This window comes from Nocardia sp. NPDC052112, assembly GCF_040680135.1.
Lineage (GTDB): Bacteria > Actinomycetota > Actinomycetes > Mycobacteriales > Mycobacteriaceae > Nocardia.
The window spans coordinates 32,598-59,354 of record NZ_JBFAWD010000017.1; the positions used below are offsets into that span (position 1 = coordinate 32,598).

Consider the following 26,757-nt stretch of genomic DNA (forward strand, 5'->3'; position numbering starts at 1 on the left):
GGTGAAACACTGGGCATCTACAGTGACCTACATGGCCGATGATAAGACGCTGCTCCGCAACGCCGGCACCGCGCGGAGCCGCGACCCTCAGGAGGGTGTCGAGACCCTTGAACTCGAGGCGGCGATCGCCCGCAACGTACGCCAGCTGCGCCAGCAGCAGGGGTTTTCCGTAGGTGACATGGCCGAGCGGATAGGCATCTCCAAGGCCATGCTCTCCAAGATCGAGAACGCCCAAACCTCTTGCAGCCTGGGCACCCTCGCGCGCCTGGCGCAGGGGCTTGATGTGCCGGTGACGAGCCTGTTCCGCGGCGCTGACACAGAGCGGCCGGCATCCTTCGTCAAGGCGGGGCAGGGCACCCCGATCGTACGCAACGGCACCCAGGTGGGACACGAGTACGAACTGCTCGGCACGCTCCGCGGAGAGCACAAGCGGCTGGAGTGCCTGATGGTCACGCTCAATGGCGCGAGCGAGGTCTATCCGCTCTTCCAGCACCCTGGCACGGAATTCATATACGTGCTGGAGGGCGTCATGGACTACGGCCATAGCCGCTCGACCTACCGCCTCCACCCCGGCGACTCGCTCCAGCTCGACGGCGAGGGAGTGCACGGCCCGACCAACCTGATCGAGCTCCCGATCCGATTCCTTTCGGTCATCGCGTTCCCGGACTCGAGCGTGTAGTTGTGACGCTTGCCGAACGCGGATTCGTCAGGCCGAGCTGGCGGTCGGCATCCCGTGCCGTCTGTCACGGTTGCCTCCTCGTCAAGTGAATCCAAGCGGATCGCCACGCGGTCACTGACCGGCCACCACATCCATTCCTTGCAGCGTTGCCGCTTCACCTCCCCTTCATGCTCTGTCGGGTGGGGGCTGGAGACCCTTGCGGTCAGGCACGTTCTCCTTCGGAAGACGGCTGACGAGCGCCGCGCACCGCCTCGGCGGCCATCTGAGCACGCTCGGCGGCGATGGTGGTGACGTCGCCGTGGCCGGTGTGGACGACGGTGTCGTCGGGCAGAGCGAAGAGCTTTGCGCGGATCGATGCCTCCAAGGTCGGGCGGTCACTGAACGACCGGCCGGTGGCACCGGGGCCGCCGTGGAAGAGGGTGTCGCCGGTGAAGACGCAGCCCAGGTCAGGGGAGTAGAGGCAGACCGCGCCCGGGGCGTGGCCTGGCGTGTGGAGCACTTGCAGGGTCGTGCCGGCCACGGTGAGGACTTGGCCGTCGGCGAGGTCGGCGTCCCACAGCTCGCCGTGGGGGTCGTCGGGACCGCCGTGGGTGAGCTCCCACAGCGACCGGTCGTCGGGGTGGAGCAGGATCGGCGCCATGACCTTCTCTCGCAGGGCGGGTGCCATCCGGATGTGGTCGTCGTGGGCGTGGGTGCACACGATCGCGGTGACCTTGCGGTCGCCGACAACCTCGAGGATGCCCGCCACCGAGTGGGGTGCGTCGATGACGAGGCACTCGGTGTCGTCGCCGACGACCCAGATGTTGTTGTCGACGTCGAAGGTCTCGCCGTCGAGGCTGAAGGTACCCGAGGTGATGCCATGATCAACGCGGGCGATCCGCGCGGTCACAGGATGACCACCGATCGGAGAACTTCGCCGTGGTGCATCCGCTCGAAGGCGGCCTCGATTTCGTTGAGCTCGATCTTCTCGGTCACGAAGGCGTCCAGGTCGAGACGACCCTGCTGGTAGAGGTCGACGAGTATCGGGAAGTCACGGCTGGGCAGGCAGTCGCCGTACCAGCTCGACTTGAGCGCCCCGCCGCGGCCGAAGACGTCGATGAGCGGGAGGTCCGGCATCTTCATGTCGGGAGTCGGTACGCCGACGAGCACGACGGTGCCTGCCAGGTCGCGGGCGTAGAACGCCTGCTTCCAGGTCTCGGGGCGGCCGACCGCCTCGATCACGACGTCGGCACCCTCGGCGCCTTCGTAGAACTGCGCGGCGATCTCGGTGATCGCCTCGACCGGGTCGACCTGGGACGAGTCGACGGTGTGGGTGGCGCCCAGCTCCTTGGCCTTGGCGAGCTTCTTTGCGTCGATGTCGACGGCAATGATCGGATTGGCGCCCGCCAGCGCGGATCCGGCGATCGCGGCCACGCCGACGCCGCCGCAGCCGATGACCGCTACGGACTTGCCACGAGTCACGGCGCCGGTGTTGATCGCCGCGCCGATGCCGGCCATCACGCCACAGCCGAGCAGGCCCACGGCGGCCGGGCAGGCACTGGGGGAGACCTTCGTGCACTGCCCGGCGGCGACCAGGGTCTTCTCCGCGAAGGCGCCGATGCCGAGCGCAGGCGAGAGTTCAGTGCCGTCTTCGAGCGTCATCTTCTGGGGCGCGTTGTGGGTGTTGAAGCAGTACTGCAGGTCGCCGCGCTTGCAGGCCCGGCACTGGCCGCAGACGGCACGCCAGTTAAGGATCACAAAGTCACCAGGCGCGACCTCGGTGACTCCGGGACCGACCGCCTCGACGATGCCCGCCGCCTCGTGGCCGAGCAGGAAGGGAAAGTCGTTGTTGATGCCGCCCTCGCGGTAGTGCAGGTCGGTGTGGCAGACCCCACATGCCTGAACCTGCACGACGGCCTCCCCCGGCCCTGGGGCGGGGACGTTGATCGTGACGACCTCCACCGGGGCACCCTGCGCGCGGGCAATGACACCCTTTACCTGCTGCATAACTGTCTCTTCCTTCCGCCGCCGTCACCGGCGGACTTGTCCAAGGTTGTGGTATGGGTCGACGTGTCTCAGCGTCGTGCCAGCATTTCCAGGCTGTCCGCCAGGGCGAGCGCCCCGGCTTCCGCGTCGACATCCTCGACGTGCTCCGCGGGCGCGTGCGAGATGCCTGAGGGGTTGCGCACGAAGAGCATCGCCGTACTGACGTGGTCTTTCAGGACGCCGGCGTCGTGGCCGGCGCCGGTGCCGAGCTGCGGTGCGTCCCCGATGACGCCGCAAAGTGCATCGCGCAGTCGGGGGTCGAAGTCGACCGCTGGGCTCCATGACTCCTCGGTCACGGTCACCTCGCAGCCCTCCTCGCGGGCGGCGGCGGCGACCCGCGTGCCGACCTCCTCGATGAGGTAGCGGGTGACGGCGTCGTCGGGGTGCCGCACGTCGAGCCACATCTGGACCCGGGAGGCGATCACGTTGGTGCCGCCGGGGATCGGCACGAGCCGGCCGACGGTCGCGCGCGCGTCCGGCACGGAGCGGGCCAGCCCCTGGATGGCGACGACCGCCTGCGCGGCGGCCACCATCGGGTCGCGCCGGTCGGGCATCAGCGTGGTCCCGGCGTGGTTGCCCTCGCCGGTGAAGACCAGCCGCCAGCGGCCGTGACCGAGGATCGAGGTGGCCACAGCGACCGGGGCTCCCAGGTCGACGAGTCCGCGGCCCTGCTCGACGTGGAGCTCGACGAAGGTGTCGATGCGGGCGAGGGTTTCCGGGTCGGCGCCGATGCGGTCGGGGTCGAGGCCGTGGGCGCGGCTGGCCTCGGCGAAGGTGACGCCGTCGGGGTCCTTCAGCGCCAGTACGCGCTCGGGCGGGATCGTCCCGGTCAGCAGCAGCGAGCCGAGACAGGCCAGCCCGAAGCGCGACCCCTCCTCCTCCGGGAAGACCGCGATCGCTCGGCGGCCCGGCACGTCCCGGGCGGCGAGAATGTCGAAGGCGACCAGCGCGGAAGCCACACCGAGCGGGCCGTCGTACGCACCGCCACCGGGGACGGAGTCCAAGTGGCTCCCGGTGACGACGGCACCCTCCCCAGGACCTCCCTGCCAGGCCCAGATGATGCCGTTGCGGTCGGTTTCGATATCGAGGCCGCGCGCATGCGACGCGCCGATGAACCACTCCCGCAGTCCTAGCTCGGCTCGGCTATAGACCGGTCGGCTGTAGCCACCGCGGACCGGGTCGCGGCCGATGTCCACGATCTCGGCCAAGAGAGAGGCGACGGTGTCACTGCGGGGGCCGGTCATCGGGGGTCCTTCGGGAGTAGGAACAGTCGTACGTCGGCCAGCACCTCGTCGAGGTCGACCGTGGCGGTGGCGGTCCCGTCGAGGGCGAGTTCGCCGGAAGCCGGGTGGGCACGGCGGATGGTGACCTCGGCGTGGCAGAGCCCGCGGCGGGTCATCACGTTGAGCGCACGCGTGGGGGCGTGAAGCGACACGGAGACCGGCGCCTCACCCGGGAAGCGCATCTGGGTGCCGGCGAGCATGTCGACGGGCGAGCCATCGACGACCAGCCGCAGCGCGCCGAGCGCGGTGAAGAGCCGGTCCATGCCGGGGAAGACCGAGAAGGCTGCGTCCCGGTCGAGGTCTGCCACGCTGATCCGCCACAGGATGTCCCCGGACGGGGCGCTCGCGACCGCCAGTTCCCGGGTGGCCCCGGCGCCGTTGCGCCAGGGGGACGGGACCACCCGGGCAGGGTCCAGCAGCATCATCAGCGCATCTCGCCGGCGCCCACGTAGGGGTACAGGCTGGTCAGCAACTTGCCCTCGGCGAACCGCTCGAGGCGGAAGTCCGAGGCCGGGACGTCGGGGTCGGTGCTGTCGCCCTCGAAGACGAGGTCGGCGACGAGGTCACCGACGGCCGGGCTGATCTTGAAACCGTGACCTGCGAAGCCGGCGCACAGGATCAGGCCGTCGATGCCGCGCACCGGCGCGATCACGGGATTCCAGTCCGGCGGGACGTCGTACACTCCGGCATACGTGTGCGTAACCGACGGGCCGGGGAAGCCCGGGAACCGGTGCATGACCTTCTCAGCGTACTTTTCGATACTCGCCTCGCCGGCGATGTTGGAGTAGTCGTCGGGGTCGACGAATTTCTTCTGGTGGTCGGCGTGGTCGCTGTTGCCGACCAGGAACTGGCCGGAGCCCTCGATGCGGCAGTACTGCAGGCTGACCAGGTCGGAGACGACCGGCAGGTCGGGCAGCGGCTCGCCTGCGTCGACGATGAGCAGTTCGGAGCGGTAGGCGTCGATCGGAAAGTCGATGTCGAGGGCCGCCAGGAGCTTCGCCGACCACCAGCCGGCGGCGATGATGACGATGTCCGCCTCGATGATTTCACCGTCCGCGAGCTCGACGCCGGTGACCTTGTCGCCCTCGGTGCGGATGCGCGCGACAGAGGTGTTCTGCCGGATCCTCGCGCCCTTGTCGCGGGCCCGCCGGCCGAAGTGCAGAGCGAGCTGGGTCGCGTCCGCGAAGCCACCCCGCGGCTCATGCGACGCGAGCGCGACGTCCTCGGTGTTCATCATCGGCCACAGCGCCTGGAGTCGGTCGTTGTCGATGAGGTCGACCTCGATGCCGAGCTCCTGGTGCATGGCGGTGTTGGCCTGGAGGGCCTCGATGTTCTCCTCGCCCACGAGCACGGTGTAGCCGACTTGGCGGAAGCCGACTTCGGCACGGAGCTGTTCGAACAGCGGCAGGCTGCGCCAAGCCATGGTGGCGATCGAGGGGACACCGTAGTGCGCCCGGACGATCCCGCTGGACTTGCCGGTGCCGCCGCTGGCGAGTTGGTGGCGCTCCAGCACGAGTACGTCGGAGATACCTCGCTCAGTGAGCGCCCGGGCGGTAGACAGGCCGATCAGACCGCCACCGACGACAACTGCCTTGCGTCCACTCATGAGAAGGTTCCCCCGTTGTTCCAGCCAGGGATCCAGGATGTGCCGGCCAGCGGGATGCGGGCCATCGCGGCGGCCTCGATGGAGATGGCAACCATATCCTCGGGCTCCAGGTGGGTGACATGGGACTTCCCGCAGGCGCGGGCGATCGTCTGGGCCTCCATGGTCAGCACGCGGAGGAAGTTGGCGATCCGGCGGCCGCCCTCGACCGGGTCGAGTGCCTTCTGCAGCTCGGGGTCCTGGGTGGTGATGCCGGCCGGGTCCCGGCCGTCCTGGAAGTCGTCGTAGAAGCCGGCGGCCGAGCCGAGCTTGGCGTACTCGGCTTCGAGCTCGGGGGCGTTGTCCCCTAGCGCGATGAGGGCGGCGGTACCGATGGCAACCGCGTCGGCACCCAGTGCCAGGCATTTGGCGACGTCAGCGCCATTGCGGATGCCTCCGGAGACGATGAGTTGGATGCCGTCGGGCTTTTTGTGGACGCCGAGCTCCTGCAGGGCCTGGACGGCCTGCGGGATAGCCGCGAGCGTCGGGATGCCGACGTTCTCGATAAAGACCTCCTGGGTGGCGGCGGTGCCGCCCTGCATCCCGTCGACCACGACGACGTCGGCGCCGGCGTGGACGGCGAGCTTGACGTCGTAGTAGGTGCGTGAGGCGCCGACCTTGACGTAGATCGGCTTCTCCCAATCGGTGATCTCGCGGATTTCGTTGATCTTGATGGTGAGGTCGTCGGGGCCGGTCCAGTCGGGATGGCGGCAGGCCGAGCGTTGGTCGATGCCAACCGGCAGGTCGCGCATGCCGGCGACCCGCTCCGAGATCTTCTGGCCCAGCAGCATGCCGCCACCACCTGGCTTGGCGCCCTGGCCGAGCACGATCTCGATCGCGTCCGCGCGGCGCAGGTCGTCGGGGTTCATGCCGTAGCGGTTGGGCAGGTACTGGTAGACGAGATTTTTGGAGTGGCCGCGCTCCTCGGGGGTCATCCCGCCGTCGCCGGTGGTCGTCGACGTACCGGTCTCGGAGGCACCGCGCCCGAGGGCCTCCTTGGCGCGGCCGGAGAGGGCGCCGAACGACATGCCCGCGATGGTCAATGGGATGTCGAGGTGAAGCGGGAACTTCGCGTTGCGCCCGCCGAGCACTACGTCGGTGCCGCACTTCTCGCGATAACCCTCCAGGGGGTAGCGCGACATCGACGCGCCGAGGAAGAGTAGGTCGTCGAAGTGCGGAAGGGCCTTCTTGGCGCCCCAGCCGCGGATGTCATAGATGCCGGTCTCGGCGGCGCGATGGATCGCGGCGATGGTGGCGCGGTCGAAGGTGGCGGACTCACGTAGGCCGTGGCGGGCGCGGTCTTCTGGGGTCAACTTCATGGCGGTGCTCCGTCGCTCGGATCGGGATCAGTACGTGTTGTCGGCGTGGAAGTGGTAGAGCGTGCGAGCCGAGCCGTAGCGCTGGTACGACGCCGGGTCGTCGTCCTCGTAGCCGGCGGCCTTGAGCAGGCCGGCCAGCTCCTCGAGGTGCTCGGCGCGCATCTCTTTCTCGACGCAGTCCGCGCCGAGGGACTTCACGGTGCCACGCACGTATATGCGGGCTTCATACAGTGAGTCACCGAGGGTGTCGCCCGCGTCGCCACGGACGACGAGGCGCCCGCGTTGTGCCATGAAGGCGCTCATATGACCGATCGAACCCCCGACAACGATGTCGAGGCCTTTCAGCGAGATGCCACAGCGCGCACCCGCGTCCCCGTCGATGATCAGCAGGCCGCCGCGACCGGTCGCGCCGGCCGACTGCGACGCCGAGCCGGTCACGTGCACGACCCCACTCATCTGGTTCTCGGCCAGGCCTTGGCCGGCGTTGCCGTTGATGGTGACCTCGGCCTGCTTGTTCATGCCTGCCGCGAAGTAACCCAAGTGGCCGTTGATGGTGACCTTCACGGGAGCGTCGATGCCGACGGCGACGTTGTGGGCACCGAACGGGTTGTCGATGACGAACTCGCCCGACAGGCCCTCGGCGTGCAGCGCTTGATTGACCTCGCGCAGGGGCATGACGGCCAGGTCGAAGATCGTTGCGGCGTTCTCGGAAGTGCTCGCGGTGATCTCGGTGGCGACGGTGCTCATACTGGGACAACCTCCTCGGTCTCGGAACGGGTCCAGACATAGACAACCTCGGGCTCGGGCTCCCAGATGCGGGCGTACTCCACACCGGGCAGATGGGCGAGGGCGCGGTACTCCGAGGCCATCGCCACCCAGTCGTCGGTCTCGGCGATGACGGCCGGCTTGCAGGCGATCGCATCGCGAACCACCGCGAAGGAGTCGCGGTTGGATACCAGCAGCGTGTAGAAGCCGTCGAACGTCTCGGTCAAGTCGGTCAGCGCGGTCTCGATGTCCTTGCCGCCGGCCAGTTTGCGGGCGACGAAGCGCGCGCCGACCTCGGTGTCATTTGCCGAGTCGAACTCGTCACCTGCGGCCTCGAGGTCACGGCGGATCGAAGCGTGGTTGGCGAACGAGCCGTTGTGCACCAGGCACTCGCCCGGGCCGACTGTGTACGGGTGCGCGCCGGAGGCGGTGACGGCCGACTCGGTCGCCATCCGGGTATGACCCACGCCCTGCCAGCCGGTCGCCTTGTCCAGGCCCCACGCGGCGGCGAGGTCCTTGGGGGCGCCGACGCCCTTGAGCACCGCGAGGTCCTCGCCGAAGCCACCGACGAGCACATTCGGATAAAGCTCTTTCACGGCAGCCAGGAGCGCCTCGGAGCCGACGGCAGCGCTGGCCATCAGTGTGTTGTCGACCACGGCGATGGAGACCTCGGAGCCGACCCGCGCGCCGAGCGCGGCGGCGACCGTGTCGGCGGGCGCCTCCATATCGATCAGCGAGATCGTGCCGTGCCCCTTCGGTGACCAGACCTCGTTGCCGTACACGGCGATGCCGGCGGAGTCCGCCCCGCGGTCCTGCATCTCGCAGAGCATCCCGGTGAGCAGCTCACCGAGCCGCGAGTAGAGCTGGGGGCTACGCAGGTGCAACCCGACGATTCCACACATTCTGTCTCCTTGATCTGGCTGGTCCGGGCCTCAGAAGGCAGTGAGGTAGCGGTCGTGCTCCCACCCGGAGACAGCCGCGTGATAGGCGAAGAACTCGTCTTTCTTGAGCTTCGCGAAGTAGTTGGCGACACCGGCGCCGGCGACGTCGAGGGCGCCCTTGACGACCTCGTCGCCCTCGAAGGCCTCGACCGCGTGCAGCAGCGTCAGCGGGAAGGGCGTATTCGGGCCGGTGCCGACCTCGCCGAGGGCGAGCCCGGTGGCGATGCCGTCCAGGCCGGCGTCGACTGCGGCCGCGATGGCCAGGTAGGGGTTGGCCGAGCCGTCGCCGCCGCGTAGCTCGATGCGCTGGTTGTCGGGGATACGTACGTAGTGGGTGCGGTCGTTGCCGCCGTAGGTCGGCAGCTTGGGCGCCCAGGTAGCACCGCTCGCGCTGGAGGCGACCGCGCCGGTTCGTTTGTAGGAGTTGACCGTGGGGGCGATGACCGCTTGCAGGGCGGTCGCGTGCTCGAGGATGCCCGCGACGAAGGAGTAGGCCGTCTTGGACAGCCCCAGGCCGACGGAGTCCTCACCGCCCTCGCTGCTGGCCGGGAAGACCGAGGTGTCGGTCGCGGCGTCGCGCAGCGACAGGTGCAGGTGCAGGCCGGAGCCGGTGCGGTTGGCGAACGGCTTGGGCATGAAGGTCGCGATCATGCCGCGCTCCTGGGCGAGCACGTTGAGCAGGTAGCGCAGGGTGATAACCCGGTCCGCGGTGGTCAGTGCGTCGGCGTAGTGGAAGTTCTGCTCGAACTGGCCGTTGCCGTCCTCATGGTCGTTCGCGTAGTTGCCCCAGCCAAGGCTGTTCATCGCCGCGCTGATCGAGGTGAGGTGGTCGAACATCCGGGTCACGCCGCGGGCGTCATAGCACGGCTGCGCGGCAGAATCGAGGTCGTCGGCGGGGACAAGGGCCCCATTTGCGTCGCGCTTGAGCAAGAAGTACTCCACCTCCGCACCCGCGAAGGGGACGAACCCAGCCGCGGCGGCCTTGGCGATGACCTCCTTGAGGATCACCCGCGGGGCGAAGGGCCATGGCTTGCCCTCCACATGCGGATCGCAGTGGATGATCGCGAGACCCTTCCTGACAAAGGGGATCGGCATGAAGGACGAGATATCCGGGATCGCCATCAGGTCGGGGTCCTTCGGCTCTTGGCCGATCGCACCCACTGCGTAGCCGGCGAAGCCGACGCCGTCTGTGGCCAGCTCCTCGACCGCCTCGACAGGCACGAGTTTGGCGCACGGCTTGCCGTTGAGGTCGACGAACAGGGCGAGGATGAAGGTGGTACCGGTCTCTACACAGAGGCCGGCGAGGTCACGCGTTGTGGGCATCGCTAACTTCCCATTAATTGTTCACTGTTGTGAATCTATGATTCATGATAGTAGACGGTAGTAGGTTACGGCCGTGTTGCATATCGGTGAGACTCCGCTCTCAGTCCGCGGGTGCGGGCGGCCGACCTCGTTGTCGACCGCGTCGTCTACTCACCGGTGCGGCACTGCTGTACTGGGGTTCAGCGCAATGCCGGTGCGCACGCTTGCCATGGCACGGGCGCGCCGCTTCTTGTAAGTCGGCCGGAACGCCAGGAGCACACCTCCCACCAGTAGGGGCGCGCCGAATATCCAGGTCGGGTGGATGGCGATCAGCACTGCGGTGACCGCGACGGTGCCGAGAGCCAGGCCCAAGACGAGGCGGCGTAGTTTGGCCAGGTCGTTCGCTCCACGGGTGATGGTGTCGATCGCAGTGGTGTCGGGCACCCAGGTGCGGGCGCACTCCGGACACACCCACGACCGCGTCGACTCAGCTATCCAGGTGTCGATGTGGCCACAGGTGCAGTGCGGCCGGACCGGTATGCCGCCCATGCTCAGGCCGCCGCCGTCTCGGGCCTCACCTCGAGCACGAGCGTGCTGGGGTGCTTGTCCCGCAGGCTGAAGCTGCCCTTGTCCTCGACCACCCTGCGGTAGGCGTAGAGCAGGCAGCCGACCATGAGCAGGCCCAGGCCGACGAAGACCTCCCCCCAGCCGCCGTAACCCGTGATCGAGAACGAGGTCGCGCCGACCGCGAGCAGCGCGATGTTGAATACGACCAGGACACCGGCAACCCACAGCCACGGAGTCGACAATTTGAGCGGGCGCGCCAGACCGGGCCGGTCCTTTCGCAGCAGCAACACGGCCGACAGCGCGAAGATGTGACACAGGACGTAGCCCATGTTGCTGGCGGCGAGCACAGCCACCGTCGTGGGCAGGAACAGCACCGCGAGGATATTGACGGCCACGTCGACGTACATGCCCCGATTGGGCACGTTGTGCTTGTTGATGTGGCCGAACCACTTGATCGTCATCCCCGACTTCGACATGCCGTAGAGCGTGCGGGCCCCGCCGGCGCTCGCCGCGTTCATCGCCAGCACGAAGCTGCCGATCATAAAGACCACGACGATGTTGGACCCGACCGAGCCGATCTCGCGGTGCAGCAACGTCGCGTAGAAGCCCAGCGGCGCCGCGCCTTGGTCGCTCTGTGAGACCGCGCCACCCAGCGACAGCGGCAAGAGGGCGTAGACCGCGAGGCAGAACATCGCCGAACGTATGAGCGCCTTCTTGGTGTCGCTCTCGGTGTCGTGGTACTCCGGCGCGAAGGTCGCGCAGACCTCGATGCCATAGGCCGACCAGGCGTTGAGGTAGAGCCAGGCCAGCACTAGCTGGATCGTGCTCCCCATCGAGCCGTCAGCTCCCTCGAGGCCCCAAGTGAGGTTCGAAGCGGAATAGTCGGAAAGGAAGAACGGCACGATCATGAACAGAACCAACGGGATGAACAGCAGCCCGCCGGTGAAGTAGCCCATGATCTTGACCGGCTTCACGCCCAGGGAGTTGATCGCCCACAGCCCCAGAATCAGCATGATCGCGATGACGCGCGGCAGGTCCAGGTGGATGCCGTCCGAGACGCTCCAGGTCGCGTCCGAGAACCACTGGGCCTGGATCAGGCCGCCCGTGGTGAGGCCGAAGATCGCCAGCACCGAGGACCACCCTGCCCAGTAGCCGATCGCCGACATCGGCCCGGCCAGGCTGAAGCGCGAGCGCCAACCCTCGAAGGCATACATCGCTATGCCACCGGAATGCTCGGGGAACATCGTGGCCGGCTCGGTGTAGATCTTGTTCTGCAGCACCGCGATCACCATCGAGCCCAACCACACGGCCAGCGCGCCCAGGGCGCCGAGCGCACCGGTGGTGTAGCCGAGGGTGGCGATGATGAAGCCGGGGTTGGACAGAGCCATGACGAAGCCGTCGTACCAGTGCATCGTCTTGAGCAGTGTCGGCTCGTCCACATCCGCGACGGCGAACTCGCGGCTCATGGCCAGTTCGGGTTGGTTGGGAATTGTCATCGGTCGTTCCTTCAGGTTGCGTCATGGGTCAGCGGAGAGCGACCGCGTTGTCGCGATGGGGGCGCAGCAGGGCGTTGCAGGGGCAGTCAGCGTCGGAGGTAAGCGACCATGTCGGGGATGAGGTCGATGAACCCCTTGTAGGTGGCCAGGTCGTCGGGGAGCTCGTCGAGGATGGCGGCGAGTTGCGCGGCGTAGCGGGGGTATTCACGGACCTCGGCGAGTGAGGCCATGAAGGTGCGGATGTTGAAGGTCACCGCGCCGGTCATGGGCAGGCGGATGAAGTGCTCGAGCTCGATGCGGAATTGGCAGTTCTCGATTGCGTCGCCGCGGCGTACGGCGTCGGGCATGTCCCGGCCCCACTCCGGTAGCGACTCCAGAGCGATGTCGTACTTGCGCGTGGGCGAGGCGGCGATATTCCAGTTGACCCTGCGGAAGACTTGATCGGCCGGTAGGCGCATGAGGAACTGCTCGGCCCGGGCTGTCATGCCGGAACCGGTCATGCGGGGTACAGGGCCATGGATCTCGTACATGTCCATGCCCACGTCGAAACTCACCGACCAAGCGGCTGCGAAAGTCACCGCACCGGCGTCGAAATGGAGCTTTCCGTCCCGCTCGCGCACGAGCAGCAGGTCGTCGGGGACCTCGCGGGCGAGGAACTCCAGCGGTCCGTACGGCAGCGTGGACTCCTCGCCCAGCACGAGGATCTGGTCGGTGCCCAGCACGTCGTTGCGCCAGTGGAAGCGGTCGGGATCGCCGTCTACCTGCTCGTCCATGTGCATGATCGTGGGGTAGGAGAGGGCGAGGTCGCGCAGGTAATACAGGAGTAGGTCCCAGCAAGCCGGCTCCATGCCCGGCAATACCTTCACACGGGACGGATCGGTGTCCAGGACGGCGCGGCGCTCGGCCATGATCTGGGGGTACTCCGCACCGCCGAGGTCGACGATGTGGCGGCCCCACTCACCGGCGAGCGTCGCACGCGGCACCCGGGCCTGGTCGACGTTGACGGAATAGCGGAAGGCCGCATAGCCGTCCGGGAACGGCCATGGTAGCCGAGCCATGTGGTCGATCGGCTCGGCGAGGAACGTCGCCACGGCCGGTGTGTCGAGGGGTGTGATCGTTGTGAAGTCGGTCTTGGGCTCACGGGTGATGGTCATCGCGCTGCTCCTGGGTGGGCCGGCTCGAACTAAGCCGGGTCAGAGGTCCACTTCGATGTCATGGCCGCGCGAAACACACGCCATGATGTGGGCGGCTGCTTGCTTCTCCTCGGCGGTGAGGACGAAGTCGCGGTGCTCGAGAGCCTTCGCGGTCTTGACCGCGATCCGGCACTCGCCGCACACACCCTGCTTGCACAGGTAGCTCACCGGTACGCCCGTGGCGAGCAGCCCGTCGAGCAGGCTGACACCACTGGGAATCTCGACTTTCTGGCCGGTCGAGGCGATCGTGGCCGTGAAGGGGTCACCTGGATCCAGCTCCGGAGCAACGAACCGTTCCAGATGGATCCGGCTGGCCGGCCAACCGGCCTCGCGGGCAGCCGCCTCGTATGCTTCGAGCATCGGCGCCGGGCCGCATGCGTACGCGTGGGTACCGAAGGGCTGATTGCCCAGCAGCGCCGCGAGGGCCGTCTGGGTCTCGACCACTGATGTCGCTTCGACGAGGCGGATGCGCTCGCCGACGAGGGCGCGCAGGTCCTCGAGGTGTGCCTCGTGACCGGGACGGTACGAGTAGAGGATGGTCGCGGACTTGCCCGACCGGGCCAGGGCGCGTGCGTGAGAGAGCACCGGTGTGACGCCGATACCGCCGGCCACCAAGAAGGCGTGCTGCTGGTCGTGCGCCGCCGGGAACATCGAGCGCGGCCCCTCGATCGCGACGAGCCGGCCGATCTCGAGGTTGTCGTGCAGCCACGCCGAGCCGCCCTCGCCGGTGTCCAGGCGGAGCACCGAAATCTCGTAGGTACGGGGGTTGAAGCCGTCGCCGGTCAGCGAGTATGCGTTACGGCGGCCGTCGCCGGCCGCGACGATCAGGTGGCTGCCCGGCTGGTAGGGCGCGAGCGGTGCCGCGGCGGGATCGGCCAGCCCGATGTGGAGGATCTGGTCGGTGATGTGGGTCAGGCCGACGACCTGCAGTGTCCGCACGCCCAGTGCGTAGCACGCGTGCTGGTGGCCGGCGTATTCTTCGGCCCGCTGGTGCAGGATGGTGGTGCTCACAGAGTTCTCGCATTCGCGTCCGAGGCCAGGAAGCTGCCCAGCAGGGCGGCCATGTGCTTATGCACCTCTAGCTCCCGGCGGCAGCCGGGGCAGGTGGCCGCGCCGCCGGGTGCTGTGAGGGCGCGGAAGGTCGTGCGGCAGTGCGCACAGAACACCGGGATCTCGGAATGGTCGGTTACGAAGGAACGCAGTTCGGCCTCGCTGGCTCCGGACCGGCGCAGTAGCGACAGGGTCTGCAGCACGTCGTACTGACCACCGACGACCATGACACGGACGCCCGTGCGGGCGAGTCCTAGCAAGGTCTGGAAGGCGTCCCGATCTGGCGGGTGGTCGATCGCGTCGAGCAGCGCCAGCGTCGTCGGACCCAGTGCCTCGGCCTCGGCGGTCCATTCCCGCGCGACCGCAGCCGCCTCGGAGCCACCACCGACCGCGAGGACGAGGAAGCTCGTGCCGGTGGTGTCGACCGGTTCGACAGTGGCGGGCCAGTGTGGCAGCGAGGGGAACTGCGGAGGAACCTGCTCGATGGTGGGCGCGCTCATGCCGCACTCCGGTGCGTCTCGAGCCAGGCCGCCGCGCGGTCCTTGTACTTGATGATGCCCTTGTACTCGGCCATGTCCCGGGGCAGCTCGACGAAGACGGCGGCGGCGCGGACGCACCACGGCTCGATCGTCGCGAGCGCCTCCAGCGGCATCATGTAGGTGCGGATCAGGAACATCACCGCGCCGGAGTCGGGCAGTCGGATCAGGTGCTGCACCTCCACCCGCAAGTGCACCAGACGCCCGAAGGTCTCGTCATCGACGACCTGGATTATCTCCCGGTCGGGGCCCCACTGGGGGTAGATCTCGGTGGCCATGTCGAGGCGTCGCCCGATCGTTAGTGTCCAGTTGGTGCGGCGGTACGGCGCATGCGGTTGGAGCCGCTCGAGGAACTGATGGGCGCGGGTGATGACGCCTTCCTCGCGGATGCGCGGCACGGGTCCGTGGATCTCCAGGAAACTCATGCCGACGTCGAAGGCCATGCTCCAGTCCGCCGCGAAGGTCACAACACCGGCGTCGCCGTAGAGTTGGTCGCGCTGGTCCAGCAGCACGATGTCCTCCTGGACCTGCGAGGAGATCCACCGCAGGGGCGGCAGCGGGAGGGTGGCGTCATCACCGTAGGTGAACTCCAGGTTGTCGCCGGTCAGGGCGTTGGCCCACTTCCAGCGTCCAGCGCCGAGTGCGGTCAGGGTGCACGAGGCCGGGTAGGCCGTAGCGAGCTCGCGCAGGATCGTCAATAGCGCGTCCCAGCACGCGGGCCGCATGTGCGACAGCAAGGCGTAGCGGCTCGGGTCGCGCGCGAGGATGCGGGCGCGCTCATCGAGCTCCACGAGGTAGTGGTCGTCGATCGCGATGATCGAATCGCCCCACTGGCCGACCGATGTTACGACCGGTTTCCCGGCGGGCTCGACGTTGGTGCTATAGCGGTACCGGTCTTCGGCGAAAGGAAAGGGGAAGCCCGCCCAGGCTTCGGGAATGATGCGCTCGGCGATTGTCACAGTGCCACCTCCAGGTTGGGTCCGTCGGCGCGTGAGACACACGGCATTACGGCGTCTCCATAGGCCTTCTCGTCGTCGGTCAAGAACAGATCGCGGTGCAGCGGCTTGCCGGCGGTGACGGGGATCTTGCACTCTCCGCATACGCCCTGCCGGCACCGGTTGGGGACGGCAATGCCGGCTCCCTCGAGGGCTTCGAGCATGGTGGTGCCGCTGGGCACGTCGAGGGTCCGTGCGCTTTGGGCGAGCGTCACGGTGAAGGGCTCGCCGGGATCGAGGATGTCCAGCCCGAAGCGCTCCAGATGCAAGCGCGACTCGGGCCAGCCGAACGCGGTGGCGGCGTCGATGACCGCATCGATCATGGGCCCGGGGCCGCAGACATACAGGTGCGTGCCGATGGGCTGGTCGATCAGCACGTCGTTGAGGCGCGTCAGGAACTGCTCTGGGCCCTCGGTCAGGAACTCCGCACCGGGAGCGAGGGCCCGGAGGTCGTCGACATGGGCTCCTCGGCCCTCGCGGTAGGTGTAGAGCACTTGGACCTCGCGCCCCCATTGGGTGGCGGCCCGCAGGTGCGACACGATCGGCGTGACGCCGATGCCGCCGGCGAGCAAAACATGCTTGACCGCAACCGCAACCGGGGCGAAGGCGCTGCGCGGGAGCCGCGCCGTCACCACATCGCCGAGAGCCAGTTCGTCGTGAATAAAGATCGAGCCCCCCGCACCGTCGGGCACCCGGAGCACCGAGATCGAGTACGACAACGGGTACACCCCACCGCCGGTCAGGCTGTAAGCGTTGGTATGTCCCCCGACATCGATGGCCAAGTGGCTCCCGGCGACGAAGCCGGGCAGCGCGGCACCATCGCGGGCGGCTAAGGTGATGCTGCGAATGTCGGGGATCGAGTCGTCGATGCCCGTGACGACAAGCTCGAGCGTATCGGTAGTCATGGGGCAAACCCCTCCGGCAGGGTTTCGGCGTCTGCCTGGAAGCCGAGGTAGCGGCCCGTCAGACGCGAGACGTGGTAGTAGACCTGTAGTCCCAGACCGCATATGGCGCACGCAGTGACGGCACCGATGCCGACTGCAGCTCGAGTGACCTGCCGGCAGTGCGGGCAGTAGACCTCGATCGGTCCGGCGCTGGTCGCAAGGATCGTCAGCTCGTCCTCCTCGAGCCCCGCGCTGAGCAGTTGCGCCCGCACTACCAGACAGTCGCCCGAAGGCCCGGCGATGGCCACCCGCACGCCCACCCGCGCCTGTGAGATCGCCTCGGCGACGCCAGCGCGTACGTCTTCGGCGGTCGGCCCCGAGATCCGAGTGGTAGCAACGCCGTCGAGCTCGGCGCCCCAGTTCCGCAATGTGGCCGCGCCGTCCACGCCGATGGCGACGTGGATCCAGGAGCGGGCCGTGGCGTCCGGCTGGGCGGGCGCACGGGATGATCCCGTGACCGCCCAGCCGGGAACGCTGGTGGTGGCGTATGCCGTCATGTCACAGCCTCAGAGCGCGTCGGCCTGACGGTGGCCGGCGTAGAAGGCCAGGGCACGGTCCGGTGTGGAAAAGAGGATGCGCGAGCCCTTCGGGAAAAAGATCGCGTCCTTCGCCTTGGCGACCAACTGCTGTCCCGTGTCGGCGTTTTCCAGGAGGAACTCACCCTCGAGAACGACCTTCATCTCGTCATAGGTGTACTCGTAGAGCAGCGGCTCGTCGGCGTGGTTGAGTTCGAAGAAGCCGCTGCACATCACGCTGCCGTCGGGGTTGGCGTAGGTATCGGCGATGTAGCCGGCAGTGCCGGGATACTCCTCCTGCGGCATCTTCGGCAGGTTCTTCCACGCGTCGGGGGTGACGCGGAATGGGGTGATCTTGTCGCTCATGACACACTCCAAGTCTTTAGAGGAAACTTTGTCTTCCATCAGGAAACTTGGAGGGTGTTACGCCGGGATCACGATCCGTTGAATATGCCGAAACATAGTTTCACGGTCCTATTCAGGGTGCCGTAACAAGCTCCCGGCGTGTTACCTCCCAACTGAGATCCAGCAGCTACGGCAGTCCCGTCTTCTTGAGAGAAGACATGCTCATCGACCCCATCGACAACTGGCTCGCAGAGGTTTTCGAACCCGAAAGAGTCGAATACACACTGACTCGGTTGGAGACTGCGCAACCCGATGCGACAGCGACATCGGACCCCCTACGCCGATCGATCGCCGAATGCGACCGCGAACTCGCCAGACACCGCGCCGCTCTGGAAGCCGGTGCAGACCCCGCGATGGTCGCCGCGTGGAGCAACGACATACACCGCGAACGGACGGTCCTGGCCGCTCAACTCCCCGCCGCGACGATGTCGCCGAGGCATGTTCGGCTGCTCGTACCCCCGGGTCGGAGCCACCCGAGCGTTCTCGATATCCACGTCGCATGGATTCCGGATTTTATGGACCCGATCGTCGCAGCGCCTGAGGATCAGCTGACGAAGCTGTGCGGAATTCCGGACCCAACCTGGGGTCCGGAGAGCCGATGTGTGGGGAAAGCCGGAGCAACACCGGGCCGCTGATCAGTGCACGCAGCAACCGCTCCCATCGGTGACAACAGCCCCGGATGGCGGAGACCTACGGCCCTGTCCGCGCATCGCCGGGTGCGGCGACGATGAGATGGACGACGCGGATGAAGGAGGTCCGGGATGCACGCGAAGCCAGGAGATTGGCTGGTGGTCGAAGCACGGACCATCGACGGCGACGTGCGGCGGGGGCTCATCGAAGAGGTGCACGGTGCGGACGGGGCGCCGCCGTATCTCGTGCATTGGGTCGACACCGGGCATCGGGCGCTGACATTTCCCGGCCCCGACTCCCATGTGCTCAGTGCGACTGAATTGCGGGCTGAGGAAGAAATTGCGGCGAGTCGATTCTCGGCGATGCAACGCAGTTCGGAGCGCGTCGCGAAGGAAACCCGGTCGAGTTGACCGACGAATTGCCGATGGGCGCGAGCACGCCCATCGGTGGTGCGGGCCATCCTGGCCGTTCGACTATGTCGCCGAGACCGGATAGCACTGCATAGGGGAGACCTACGGCTCTATCGACCGATTGCCGGCTGGTGACGATGGTTGGGTCACGCCGGCAGGAATGCGGTTCGATGATGCGGCGAAATCGGAAGGACAGGCAAGCCCTCTCGACGACGTACGGACAGGCGCGGATCGGCGGGCGGATATCGGAGTCCGAGGTCGACGGGGCCGAGGTGACAGCCGGTCGGAGTACACCAGAATCGCGCGAATCGCCGATGTTTCGTGAGGTGGCGCTGCTTTCGCGATTCAACGCCTTCTGCCTCGGCCCCCTCGGTGCCTGCGGAACAGCGAAAGCACATCGAGATTCAGTTCAGACGAATGGAACAGGCCAATCGGGAATTCCCTTCATGGACCCACGCGATGCGGTGTCCAGGATCGGCGGCCGATGGTGAAGCGGGCCGCGCGTCGGTGCACGCGGTGACCGGTGATACGGGGGCGTTGCGGGGCAACAGGTTTCGGGGTGCGGAAGAAGAAGTGTTTGCCGAGTTCGGCTAGTACCAGGTAGGCCAGGACCATGAGGGTCAAGGCCAGGAAGAAGGCGCCGGGCAGCGGGGTGAAGCCCAGGTCGCGGGCGAATGGCGTGGCGGGGAGCAGGGCTCCGGTGGTCATCGCGGTCAATGCGGCCAACAGCAGCGCGACGCTGGGATGGCTGCGGAAGAACGGACTGCGCCGGGTCCGGATGACGAACAGGACCAGGGTCTGGGTGGCCAGCGACTCGACGAACCAGCCGGTGTGGAACAGGGTTTCGTCGGCGTGGAATACCGACAGCATGATCGCGAAGGTGGCGAAGTCGAACAATGAGCTGATGGGTCCGAAGACCAGCATGAAGCGCCGGATCAGCGCGACGTCCCACCGTGCCGGGCGCGCGAGTTGTTCGGGATCGACGGTATCGGTGGGGATAGCGAGTTGGCTGGCGTCGTAGAGCAGGTTGTTGAGCAGAATCTGCGAGGGCAGCATCGGCAGGAAGGGCAGGAAGGCGGATGCGCCTGCGGCACTGAACATATTGCCGAAATTGCTCGATGTGCCCATCAACACGTACTTCATGGTGTTGGCGAAGATGCGCCTGCCTTCCATCACGCCGTCGGCGAGCACATGCAGGTCCTTCTCCAGCAGCACGATGTCGGCGGCATCCTTGGCTACATCGGTGGCGGAATCCACCGAGATGCCCACATCGGCGGCATGCAGCGCCAGCGCGTCGTTGACGCCGTCGCCGAGGAAGGCGACGTCGACACCGGAGGACCGCTGTGCGCGCACGATCCGAGCCTTCTGTTCCGGGTCGACCCGCGCGAATATCGTTGTGGTCGAGAGTAGTTCGCGTAACTGGGGGTCGTCGAGGCGGTCGATTTCGGGACCGGTCAGCACACCGCCGTCCGGTAATCCGAGTTCGGCGCAGACGTGCCCAGTGACCTCCGGATTGTCACCGGTGATCACCTTGACCGCCGTGCCGTGGTCGGCCAGCCGCCGCAGCGCGTCGCGGGCGGTGGCCTTCGGTGGGTCGAGAAACACCAGGAATCCGTGTAGGCGCAGATCGTGCTCGTCATCGGGGGCGAGTGTGTGCTGCCCGGGCGCCGGGCGGGTCGCCACCGCGATGATACGGTGACCGGCCCGGAATTCACTGTCCAGCACGGTCTTCGCGGTATAGGGCACGTCGGTGCACCGGTCGAGTATGGCCTCCGGCGCACCTTTGGTGATGATCAGCGGCTCGCCGGGCTCGTCGGCGGTGAGCACGGTGACGAGTCGGCGGCGGTGGTCGAAGGGCAGCACGGCCAACTGTGTGTACCGTTCGGCGGCCGCGCGCGGCGCGGTCGGGGCCTGCCAGAGGGCGGTGTCGAGTGGATTTCCGTCGACGACGCGCGCATCGCGCACGATGGCGTCGGTGCAGACCAGGCCGAGCAGCATCGTTTCGTCCGACGCGGATCCGTCGGGACCGAGTGCACGCATGAATTCGATCCGGCCCTCGGTCAGCGTGCCGGTCTTATCGGTGAACAACACCTCGATATCGCCGAGATCCTCGATGCACACCAGCCGTTTCACCAGCACCTTTCGGTGTGCGAGCTGCCGGGACCCCGCCGCCAGGCTGGTCGAGACCACGGCGGGCAGCAACTGCGGGGAGATGCCGACCGCGATGGCGAGGGAGAACAGCAGCGCGTCCAGGATCGGGCGGTGCAGCGCCATATTCACCGCGAAGATGCCGATAGTCAGCACCGCGGCGACCCGGACCAGCAGTAGCGAGAATCGGCGTAGGCCGAGCTGGAATTCGGTGTCGGGCTGACGTTTTCCGAGTCCGAGGGCGACCCGACCGAAGACGGTCGACCCGCCGGTCGCGACCACCAGCCCGCGGCCCTGTCCGGCGCTGACCACCGTCCCCATCAGTGCGCAATCACTCAGCTCCGCCATCGCGGTTCCGGACGGCACCGGATCCACCGACTTCTCGACCGGAATCGCTTCCCCGGTCAGCACTGACTCGTCGCACTGCATTGCCGTCGTAGTCAGCAACCGGATATCCGCGGGTACGAGCTGTCCGAGCCGGAGCTCGACCAGATCGCCGGGCACCAGCTCGACCAGGCTGACCGATTGCGCCGCACTGTCGCGAATCACCGTGGCGCGGTGCTGGATTCGATCATGCATCGCTTCGGCGGCACGCTCGGCGCGGTACTCGTTGAACAGGCCCAACCCGACCGAGGCGGTCAGGATGACACCGATGATGAACGCATCGGTGCGCTCGCCGAGAAAAAATGACGCGGTGGCGGTGACCGCCAGCAAGAGCAGCAACGGCGACCGCAACTGCCGGGCCAGCACCGGAAGGAGCCGGGCCTGATGTGAGCGAATCGCGTTGGGCCCGACGGCCTGCCGGCGTCGTCGGTACTCCGCCGCCGTCAGGCCCGCGTCGGTCGTCGACAACGCCGAGAGCACATCCGCGATCGGCATCGCCGCGGCGAGTGTCACTTCGAGGTGGTCTGAAGTTGTTGTCACACGATCGACTCGGTGCGGTGCCGTCGTCATCACGATCCGATGTGGGTGCGACGTGACCGTGTGGACGTGCGGGTGTCGCGTGCGTGCATCGCTGCCGCCTCATGGATAGTCGGACTTCTCCGATCATCATCGGCGCTGGTCCGATACAGATTCGAGGGGCGAAGGTCCCGTTTCCGCCGAGGACTCGGTCCCTTCGCTGTCGGCGACCGGTCCGCCCTACCGTACCGACGGGTGCCGGCCGAGTGCGGTGACTTTCGGGAACCGTCTGTGCGACGTTGGGCCCCTGGCAGGCGCCGCCGCCGCTGGAATTCCGTCAGCGCCGAGCGCACGCTGAGCCGGCGATCCGACCGTAATACTCACTGCAGCGGCCATCCGGGACCAACGACCCTCGAGCGAGCGACATCGGGATCTATCGGCGAGGCGCGGTGGTTCACGAATCTGGAGTGATCCGAGAGGACCTTCCCGTGATTTTCGTGATCGAGGTGACGCCGGACGACGGCTCGCGGTGCGGCTGCGACAGCTACAGGATGCGGATATCGTCGTGCTCGGGTTGCCGCGCGGCGGTGTTCCGGTCGCGTTCGAAGTCGCGCGTGCCCTGGGTGCACCGCTTGATGTGATCGTGGTGCGCAAGCTCGGAGTGCCGTATCAGCCGGAGTTGGCCTTCGGCGCCATCGGCGAAGCGGGTGTCAGGGTGCTCAACGAATCCGTCATCGCGGGGACCGGACTCGCTGTCGCGGAGATGTCGGCCGTGGAAGACCATGAGCGCGAAGAACTTCGACAGCGGGTCGAACGATTCCGGGGCGGGCGCCCGTCGGCGTCCTTGGCGGGACGGACCGCGATCATCGTCGATGACGGTGTGGCCACGGGTGCTACCGCCCGTGCGGCTTGCCAGGTGGCACGGGCACAGGGCGCGGCCCGGATCGTGCTCGCAGTCCCGGTCGGCGCTGCGGTCTCGCTGTACGCTCTGTCGAAGGAGGCCGACGAGGTGATCTGTCTCGAGCGGCCATCGTGGTTCCACGCCGTCGGCCAGTGGTACTACCGCTTCGGTCAAACCTCCGACCGGGAGGTCACCGAACTGCTGGCCCGTGCCGCCGAGCGTGTTCCCAAGCCGCTGTCGGTGCCGCCGGGCGACCCCCTCGACGACGAAGTACGGGTGATCGCCGGAAAGGTCGAGTTGGCAGGGCATCTCACCATCCCGGAGCAGCCGATCGGGATGGTTGTGTTCGCTCATGGCAGCGGCAGCAGCAGGCACAGTTCGCGCAACCGCTACGTGGCGAGCGTGCTGAACCGCGCGGGCCGCGCGCGACTGGTTCGTCACCCAACTGGGTCCCGTTGCCGCCGAGAACCGAACCGGGAGCGGCGAGTCGTAGTCGTCGAGCGGAGTCGAATGGTGGTCCGCACGCGCACGGCGAACCACCAATGACTGTGCTCGGCGAGGATCGTCAGTGTCAGTTCTCGCCGTGGGTCGGCTGGCTTCGGTCCAATGTCTGGCGAAGGGGTAGAAGACGCCGACGTTATCCCGTGCGGGCGGTGGGAGGTGGGGTGTCGTCGACCTCGGCGGCGGTGAGCGCCGTGATGATCTCGATCACGCTGGTGTCCTCCACTTTTTCGCTCGAGACCTCCGACGGCGCCAGGTACATGGGTTCGCAACAGCACCTCGGTACGGATTTCCTCGGCCAGCTCGGCGTCGGCACGCAGATACACCGAAGCAGATCCAGGCGGCTGACATGCCGACCAGCGCGCCGTCGACGTCGACCACCGGCACCCGTACGGATCGGAAGAGCTGTGCTCTTGGGGCGGCCGAGGTCGGGCTTGGGCCTGGCAGAGGAGGACCGGATCCCGGGACCAACGTCCCTGGGATAGAGGGCGCCCGGCTCTGCCGACGACGCTGCCGATCCGGGCACAGTGAGAATCGGAACCGGCCACCGATGGCCGGGCGGGAAATGAGGCGGCGATGGACGGCCGACCGCGAGATCGGATAAAGGGGCGGACGAGTCAACTCGCCGGTGCTGTGCTGGCAACCAACGAGTTGCGTGCGGCGATCGATGACCACGCCATGATCCGGCGAACGGATATCGAGACTGTTGCCTTTATATACGGCGATCTTGGTCTACCGCAATGCAATTCGCGAACCTTGCCGCACGACACCGCATGCTTCGCTGCCTGCGGCGGCGCGCGGCCGATACCGGAACTGTTCCCGATGCCTCGGAACAACCGGTCTACTGCCTCGGATTCTGCTATGCGGCACCGGCACTGCTGGACGGCACGGTGCCGCGCACCGGGTACTGGAGGGGCTCGCGCTGTGTGGCTATGCGGTCGGCGCGTGCCAGGGCATGGCATCGGTGCGCTTGGAGCACACCGCCGCGCTCGCCGCCTTGCGGCCGGCAATCGAACAGGCGAGGACTGCGGGACATCTTCGGCGAGAACGTGCGCGACAGTGTGAAGGAATCCCATTGTGCCAGCGATATTGACGGTCACCATGAATCCGACCATAGATCTCACGGTCGAGGTGGATCGGTTGATCAGCGAGGGTAAGAACCGCGCTCGGCTGCGCACGGTGCAGGCCGGTGGCGGCGGTATCAATGTCGCGCGCTGCGTGCACCGACTCGGCGGTACCGCACTCGCGCTGCACACCGGCGGTCGGGAGACCGGTGGACGGCTCGATCGGCTGTTGAACGAGGAGGGGCTGGCGCACCGGCGCATCGAGGTCGACGGCGATACCAGGGAGGCCTTCGTGGTCGGCGAGACGCAGACCGGCCACAGCTTCCACATCGTGCCCGCTGGTGCCACGCTCACAGCGGCCGAGAGTGAGCGCTGCATGGCCGCTATCTGTGATGCGGCACAGCGGTTTCCGTATCTGGTCATCTCCGGCAGCGTGCCGCCCGGACTGCGTCCGGATTTCTGCGCCGAGCTGGTGCGCCGGATGCGGCCCTACGACACCCGCATCGTGCTGGATATCGCGGGCGCACAACTGCGGGAAGTGCTGCACGACCGAGTGTTCCTGATCCGGTTGGACCGGAGGGAGGCGAGTGCGCTGGTCGGCAGGCCGATCGACGGCTTCGCCGCGGCTCGTGCCGCCAACGATCACCTGCTCGGTCTCGGTGCGGCTGACCACACCATCACCACGGTCGGCGCGCTGGGCGCCGTCTACTCCGATCACATAGCGCACCATCAGCTCTCGGCCCCGCCGCCACCCCTGCCACCGCGCAGCGACGCCTGCGCGGGTGACAGTCTGATCGGCGCGCTCACCTATCGGCTGGCCGAGGGGGATCCGTGTCTGCGCGCTTGCGAATACGGTGTGGCAGCCGCGGCCGCGACGGTGTTGCTGCCGGGCACCGAGGTCTTCCAGCGTTCGACCGTCGACGCGCTCGTCGGCGAGGTCCGCACCCAGACGGTGGTGCGCGGAATCGGCGCGTCATCGGACTTTGCGCCCCTGCGGCAACGACAAACGGCCCGATCCGGTGGGGACCGGGGCCCCTAGTCCGGCGAACGGGACGGTGGTCGAATCGAAAGTATCAGTGTCCCAACGAAAATGGAGTCAATCATGAGTCTGCTTCCGACCCATCGCCGTAGTCACTCGCTGTTTCCCGACCTGACCGAATGGCTGTCGGGTTTCCCGACCGTCGAGAATATCCGTCCGTTCGTGGAGGGTCGCCTGCTGCGTGTCGAGGACGAGATGTCCGGCGACAAATATCTGGTGCGTGCCGAAATGCCGGGCCTGGATCCGGATAAGGACGTCGATATCACGGTTCGTGACGGCGTGCTCACCATCAAGGCCGAGCGCAGCGAACGGCAGGAGACCAAGGGACGTTCGGAGTTCAGTTACGGCTCGTTCGTGCGTTCGGTCGCCCTGCCCGCGGGTGCCAAGGAGGACAATATCGCCGCGTCGTACGACAAGGGGATCCTCACCGTATCGGTGCCTGTCGCCGAGGCCGCGGCTCCCGCGGAAAAGCACATCGCGATCGAATCCTCCTAGCGACAACGGATTCGGAGCGGTTGCCGGTGTGACCGCCCTGAATCCACCGTGGCTCGGCCAACACGCATGCGCGATTCGACAACAGCGCCACAACCAGCAGGCCCGTGCCCTGGCTCCAGGGAGGCGCGAAATCCCATGTTCGACACGAACAATCGATGGGACCCCGGCTCTGAGGGTCCACTCGACGCCGATCCGCACCGGCTTGCCTCAGCCACAGCCGTGGCCGGGGCGGCTTCCACGGCCTGCTGTTCGGTTCCACCGGCAATTTCCTGGTCCAGCACGCACGGTGCCCAGCCATGGACGTGCATCCCGAGTAGGCGGTGACGATGTCGCACTCCGATGATCCCTTCGTCCATGCCATGGACACCGCGCACGTGTGGTTGCGTCGTATCACCGACGACCTGGCAACCGAGGACCGCGCCTTCGCCTACCGGGTGACACGCGCCTGGCTGCACGCCGTGCGCGACCGGCTCGAGGTGGCCAGCGCCGCGCAACTGAGCGCGCAGCTGCCCGAGTTGCTGCGCGGGGTATTCTTCGAGGGCTGGGTACCCGCCAAAGTTCCGGTCTCGCAACGCGTCTCGGAGTTCCTGGCGCAATTCGCCATGGAAGCGGGCGTCACCGAGGACGAGGCCGCCGGTTTGGCCTGGCTGGTGACCGACGCGCTGCGCGGTCTCTGTTCACCGGGCCAGTTGGATCGGGTTGCCGCGGTATTCCCGGTCGATCTGCGCAATGTGCTGTTCGGCGTCGATGCCGGCCCGTTCGATGAGGACACGGCCGACAAGATGTGAGCCGCCGACAGCGGTGCACCAGCTTGGATTCGATGCGGAACACAGGGTAGTCGGGGGCGATCCGCTCGAATCCGCAGTTGGGTGTTGTGTATTGATAGTGCGCGTACGGCCAGCGCCAGCACGGTGTCGGAATCTGGATACTTACCGCTCATGGCCCGACGTCGCATTCGGCGTCTCACTGCCGAAGAGCCGAACGACCGCAGGCCGATCGCCTGGCGTCCTCT

Annotated in this window: 25 protein-coding genes and 2 pseudogenes; 7 read left to right on the forward strand and 20 right to left on the reverse strand. The window is 67.1% G+C overall.

The genetic code is table 11. The annotated features are described in order from the left end of the window. Positions 1-31: 31 nt before the first annotated feature. Positions 32-679 carry an XRE family transcriptional regulator gene (locus AB0L58_RS28700; RefSeq protein ID WP_364391161.1) on the forward strand — a complete coding sequence of 216 codons (648 nt, stop codon included), beginning with the start codon at positions 32-34 and terminating at the stop codon, positions 677-679. A 202-nt stretch (positions 680-881) separates the two neighbouring features. Here AB0L58_RS28700 and AB0L58_RS28705 read toward each other — a convergent pair whose 3' ends face one another. The 18 genes from AB0L58_RS28705 to AB0L58_RS28790 form a co-directional block, all read right to left on the reverse strand. Beyond that, a complete protein-coding gene (locus AB0L58_RS28705) occupies positions 882-1,568 on the reverse strand; it encodes an MBL fold metallo-hydrolase (RefSeq protein WP_364391163.1) in 687 nt (228 codons plus the stop codon). Further along, complete coding sequence (locus AB0L58_RS28710; protein ID WP_364391165.1) at positions 1,565-2,665, reverse strand: S-(hydroxymethyl)mycothiol dehydrogenase; 1,101 nt, start codon at positions 2,663-2,665, stop codon at positions 1,565-1,567. Before AB0L58_RS28710 ends, AB0L58_RS28705 begins: the two co-directional genes overlap by 4 nt. 68 nt (positions 2,666-2,733) lie before the next feature. Next, entirely contained in the window at positions 2,734-3,948 is a 1,215-nt protein-coding gene (locus tag AB0L58_RS28715) for an allantoate amidohydrolase (RefSeq protein ID WP_364391167.1), read from the reverse strand. Further along, positions 3,945-4,412 carry a HutD family protein gene (locus AB0L58_RS28720; RefSeq protein ID WP_364391169.1) on the reverse strand — a complete coding sequence of 156 codons (468 nt, stop codon included), beginning with the start codon at positions 4,410-4,412 and terminating at the stop codon, positions 3,945-3,947. The genes AB0L58_RS28715 and AB0L58_RS28720 overlap by 4 nt, the downstream gene beginning before the upstream one ends. Further along, a complete protein-coding gene (locus AB0L58_RS28725; protein ID WP_364391171.1) occupies positions 4,412-5,593 on the reverse strand; it encodes an FAD-dependent oxidoreductase in 1,182 nt (393 codons plus the stop codon). The genes AB0L58_RS28720 and AB0L58_RS28725 overlap by 1 nt, the downstream gene beginning before the upstream one ends. Continuing rightward, on the reverse strand, positions 5,590-6,948 hold the full coding sequence (locus AB0L58_RS28730) for an FMN-binding glutamate synthase family protein (RefSeq protein WP_364391173.1): 1,359 nt from the start codon (positions 6,946-6,948) through the stop codon (positions 5,590-5,592). The genes AB0L58_RS28725 and AB0L58_RS28730 overlap by 4 nt, the downstream gene beginning before the upstream one ends. A gap of 27 nt (positions 6,949-6,975) precedes the next feature. Continuing rightward, on the reverse strand, positions 6,976-7,695 hold the full coding sequence (locus tag AB0L58_RS28735; RefSeq protein WP_364391175.1) for a protein glxC: 720 nt from the start codon (positions 7,693-7,695) through the stop codon (positions 6,976-6,978). Further along, positions 7,692-8,615 carry a glutamine amidotransferase gene (locus tag AB0L58_RS28740; protein ID WP_364391178.1) on the reverse strand — a complete coding sequence of 308 codons (924 nt, stop codon included), beginning with the start codon at positions 8,613-8,615 and terminating at the stop codon, positions 7,692-7,694. Before AB0L58_RS28740 ends, AB0L58_RS28735 begins: the two co-directional genes overlap by 4 nt. 30 nt (positions 8,616-8,645) lie before the next feature. Next, on the reverse strand, positions 8,646-9,977 hold the full coding sequence (gene glnT, locus AB0L58_RS28745; RefSeq protein WP_364391180.1) for a type III glutamate--ammonia ligase: 1,332 nt from the start codon (positions 9,975-9,977) through the stop codon (positions 8,646-8,648). Between the two features lie 150 nt (positions 9,978-10,127). Next, positions 10,128-10,400, reverse strand: coding sequence for a hypothetical protein (locus AB0L58_RS28750; protein ID WP_364391182.1), 273 nt, complete (start codon positions 10,398-10,400; stop codon positions 10,128-10,130). A gap of 107 nt (positions 10,401-10,507) precedes the next feature. Then, complete coding sequence (locus tag AB0L58_RS28755) at positions 10,508-12,019, reverse strand: APC family permease (protein WP_364391184.1); 1,512 nt, start codon at positions 12,017-12,019, stop codon at positions 10,508-10,510. Between the two features lie 86 nt (positions 12,020-12,105). Further along, positions 12,106-13,077 (reverse strand): DUF3445 domain-containing protein, encoded by a 972-nt coding sequence (locus AB0L58_RS28760; protein ID WP_364391509.1) that lies wholly within the window; start codon positions 13,075-13,077, stop codon positions 12,106-12,108. 135 nt (positions 13,078-13,212) lie between these two features. Beyond that, a complete protein-coding gene (locus AB0L58_RS28765; protein WP_364391511.1) occupies positions 13,213-14,127 on the reverse strand; it encodes a PDR/VanB family oxidoreductase in 915 nt (304 codons plus the stop codon). Positions 14,128-14,219: 92 nt separating this feature from the next. After that, the gene (locus AB0L58_RS28770) at positions 14,220-14,762 is read right to left on the reverse strand and encodes a dimethylamine monooxygenase subunit DmmA family protein (RefSeq protein WP_364391186.1); all 543 of its coding nucleotides are present in this window, start codon (positions 14,760-14,762) and stop codon (positions 14,220-14,222) included. Beyond that, complete coding sequence (locus AB0L58_RS28775; RefSeq protein WP_364391189.1) at positions 14,759-15,757, reverse strand: DUF3445 domain-containing protein; 999 nt, start codon at positions 15,755-15,757, stop codon at positions 14,759-14,761. Before AB0L58_RS28775 ends, AB0L58_RS28770 begins: the two co-directional genes overlap by 4 nt. Then, the gene (locus AB0L58_RS28780) at positions 15,754-16,698 is read right to left on the reverse strand and encodes a PDR/VanB family oxidoreductase (protein WP_364391191.1); all 945 of its coding nucleotides are present in this window, start codon (positions 16,696-16,698) and stop codon (positions 15,754-15,756) included. The genes AB0L58_RS28775 and AB0L58_RS28780 overlap by 4 nt, the downstream gene beginning before the upstream one ends. Next, positions 16,695-17,234, reverse strand: a complete 540-nt coding sequence (locus AB0L58_RS28785) for a dimethylamine monooxygenase subunit DmmA family protein (protein ID WP_364391193.1) — start codon at positions 17,232-17,234, stop codon at positions 16,695-16,697. The genes AB0L58_RS28780 and AB0L58_RS28785 overlap by 4 nt, the downstream gene beginning before the upstream one ends. 9 nt (positions 17,235-17,243) lie before the next feature. After that, positions 17,244-17,618 carry an ethanolamine utilization protein gene (locus tag AB0L58_RS28790; protein ID WP_364391195.1) on the reverse strand — a complete coding sequence of 125 codons (375 nt, stop codon included), beginning with the start codon at positions 17,616-17,618 and terminating at the stop codon, positions 17,244-17,246. 800 nt (positions 17,619-18,418) lie between these two features. Here AB0L58_RS28790 and AB0L58_RS28795 point away from each other — a divergent pair. After that, positions 18,419-18,697 (forward strand): DUF1918 domain-containing protein, encoded by a 279-nt coding sequence (locus tag AB0L58_RS28795; protein ID WP_364391197.1) that lies wholly within the window; start codon positions 18,419-18,421, stop codon positions 18,695-18,697. A gap of 444 nt (positions 18,698-19,141) precedes the next feature. Here AB0L58_RS28795 and mgtA read toward each other — a convergent pair whose 3' ends face one another. Next, complete coding sequence (gene mgtA, locus AB0L58_RS28800) at positions 19,142-21,724, reverse strand: magnesium-translocating P-type ATPase (RefSeq protein ID WP_364391514.1); 2,583 nt, start codon at positions 21,722-21,724, stop codon at positions 19,142-19,144. A gap of 481 nt (positions 21,725-22,205) precedes the next feature. On the opposite strand from mgtA, the pseudogene AB0L58_RS28805 reads away from it, so the two are divergent. Next, positions 22,206-23,081 (forward strand): annotated as a pseudogene (locus AB0L58_RS28805) (phosphoribosyltransferase); the annotation flags it as partial. 202 nt (positions 23,082-23,283) lie between these two features. Here AB0L58_RS28805 and AB0L58_RS28810 read toward each other — a convergent pair. Beyond that, a complete protein-coding gene (locus AB0L58_RS28810) occupies positions 23,284-23,409 on the reverse strand; it encodes a hypothetical protein (protein WP_364391199.1) in 126 nt (41 codons plus the stop codon). Between the two features lie 815 nt (positions 23,410-24,224). On the opposite strand from AB0L58_RS28810, the gene AB0L58_RS28815 reads away from it, so the two are divergent. The 4 genes and pseudogenes from AB0L58_RS28815 to AB0L58_RS28830 all read left to right on the forward strand — a co-directional run bounded on the left by AB0L58_RS28815 (position 24,225) and on the right by AB0L58_RS28830 (position 26,533). Next, positions 24,225-25,250, forward strand: a complete 1,026-nt coding sequence (locus AB0L58_RS28815; protein ID WP_364391202.1) for a hexose kinase — start codon at positions 24,225-24,227, stop codon at positions 25,248-25,250. A gap of 63 nt (positions 25,251-25,313) precedes the next feature. Beyond that, entirely contained in the window at positions 25,314-25,745 is a 432-nt protein-coding gene (locus AB0L58_RS28820; protein ID WP_364391204.1) for an Hsp20/alpha crystallin family protein, read from the forward strand. A 215-nt stretch (positions 25,746-25,960) separates the two neighbouring features. Then, positions 25,961-26,062 (forward strand): annotated as a pseudogene (locus AB0L58_RS28825) (universal stress protein); the annotation flags it as partial. A 9-nt stretch (positions 26,063-26,071) separates the two neighbouring features. Next, positions 26,072-26,533, forward strand: coding sequence for a DUF2267 domain-containing protein (locus AB0L58_RS28830; protein ID WP_364391207.1), 462 nt, complete (start codon positions 26,072-26,074; stop codon positions 26,531-26,533). Positions 26,534-26,757: the final 224 nt, after the last annotated feature.

What these genes read in the sequence shown, in the direction of transcription:
- AB0L58_RS28700 (WP_364391161.1), top strand. Translation starts at nt 32, where the DNA reads ATGGCCGATGATAAGACGCTGCTCCGCAACGCCGGCACCGCGCGGAGC.
- AB0L58_RS28710 (WP_364391165.1), bottom strand. Translation starts at nt 2,665, where the DNA reads ATGCAGCAGGTAAAGGGTGTCATTGCCCGCGCGCAGGGTGCCCCGGTG.
- AB0L58_RS28715 (WP_364391167.1), bottom strand. Translation starts at nt 3,948, where the DNA reads ATGACCGGCCCCCGCAGTGACACCGTCGCCTCTCTCTTGGCCGAGATC.
- AB0L58_RS28720 (WP_364391169.1), bottom strand. Translation starts at nt 4,412, where the DNA reads ATGATGCTGCTGGACCCTGCCCGGGTGGTCCCGTCCCCCTGGCGCAAC.
- AB0L58_RS28725 (WP_364391171.1), bottom strand. Translation starts at nt 5,593, where the DNA reads ATGAGTGGACGCAAGGCAGTTGTCGTCGGTGGCGGTCTGATCGGCCTG.
- AB0L58_RS28730 (WP_364391173.1), bottom strand. Translation starts at nt 6,948, where the DNA reads ATGAAGTTGACCCCAGAAGACCGCGCCCGCCACGGCCTACGTGAGTCC.
- AB0L58_RS28735 (WP_364391175.1), bottom strand. Translation starts at nt 7,695, where the DNA reads ATGAGCACCGTCGCCACCGAGATCACCGCGAGCACTTCCGAGAACGCC.
- AB0L58_RS28740 (WP_364391178.1), bottom strand. Translation starts at nt 8,615, where the DNA reads ATGTGTGGAATCGTCGGGTTGCACCTGCGTAGCCCCCAGCTCTACTCG.
- glnT (WP_364391180.1), bottom strand. Translation starts at nt 9,977, where the DNA reads ATGCCCACAACGCGTGACCTCGCCGGCCTCTGTGTAGAGACCGGTACC.
- AB0L58_RS28755 (WP_364391184.1), bottom strand. Translation starts at nt 12,019, where the DNA reads ATGACAATTCCCAACCAACCCGAACTGGCCATGAGCCGCGAGTTCGCC.
- AB0L58_RS28760 (WP_364391509.1), bottom strand. Translation starts at nt 13,077, where the DNA reads ATGGCTCGGCTACCATGGCCGTTCCCGGACGGCTATGCGGCCTTCCGC.
- AB0L58_RS28770 (WP_364391186.1), bottom strand. Translation starts at nt 14,762, where the DNA reads ATGAGCGCGCCCACCATCGAGCAGGTTCCTCCGCAGTTCCCCTCGCTG.
- AB0L58_RS28780 (WP_364391191.1), bottom strand. Translation starts at nt 16,698, where the DNA reads ATGACTACCGATACGCTCGAGCTTGTCGTCACGGGCATCGACGACTCG.
- AB0L58_RS28785 (WP_364391193.1), bottom strand. Translation starts at nt 17,234, where the DNA reads ATGACGGCATACGCCACCACCAGCGTTCCCGGCTGGGCGGTCACGGGA.
- AB0L58_RS28790 (WP_364391195.1), bottom strand. Translation starts at nt 17,618, where the DNA reads ATGAGCGACAAGATCACCCCATTCCGCGTCACCCCCGACGCGTGGAAG.
- AB0L58_RS28795 (WP_364391197.1), top strand. Translation starts at nt 18,419, where the DNA reads ATGCACGCGAAGCCAGGAGATTGGCTGGTGGTCGAAGCACGGACCATC.
- mgtA (WP_364391514.1), bottom strand. Translation starts at nt 21,724, where the DNA reads ATGCCGATCGCGGATGTGCTCTCGGCGTTGTCGACGACCGACGCGGGC.
- AB0L58_RS28810 (WP_364391199.1), bottom strand. Translation starts at nt 23,409, where the DNA reads ATGTACCTGGCGCCGTCGGAGGTCTCGAGCGAAAAAGTGGAGGACACC.
- AB0L58_RS28820 (WP_364391204.1), top strand. Translation starts at nt 25,314, where the DNA reads ATGAGTCTGCTTCCGACCCATCGCCGTAGTCACTCGCTGTTTCCCGAC.
- AB0L58_RS28830 (WP_364391207.1), top strand. Translation starts at nt 26,072, where the DNA reads ATGTCGCACTCCGATGATCCCTTCGTCCATGCCATGGACACCGCGCAC.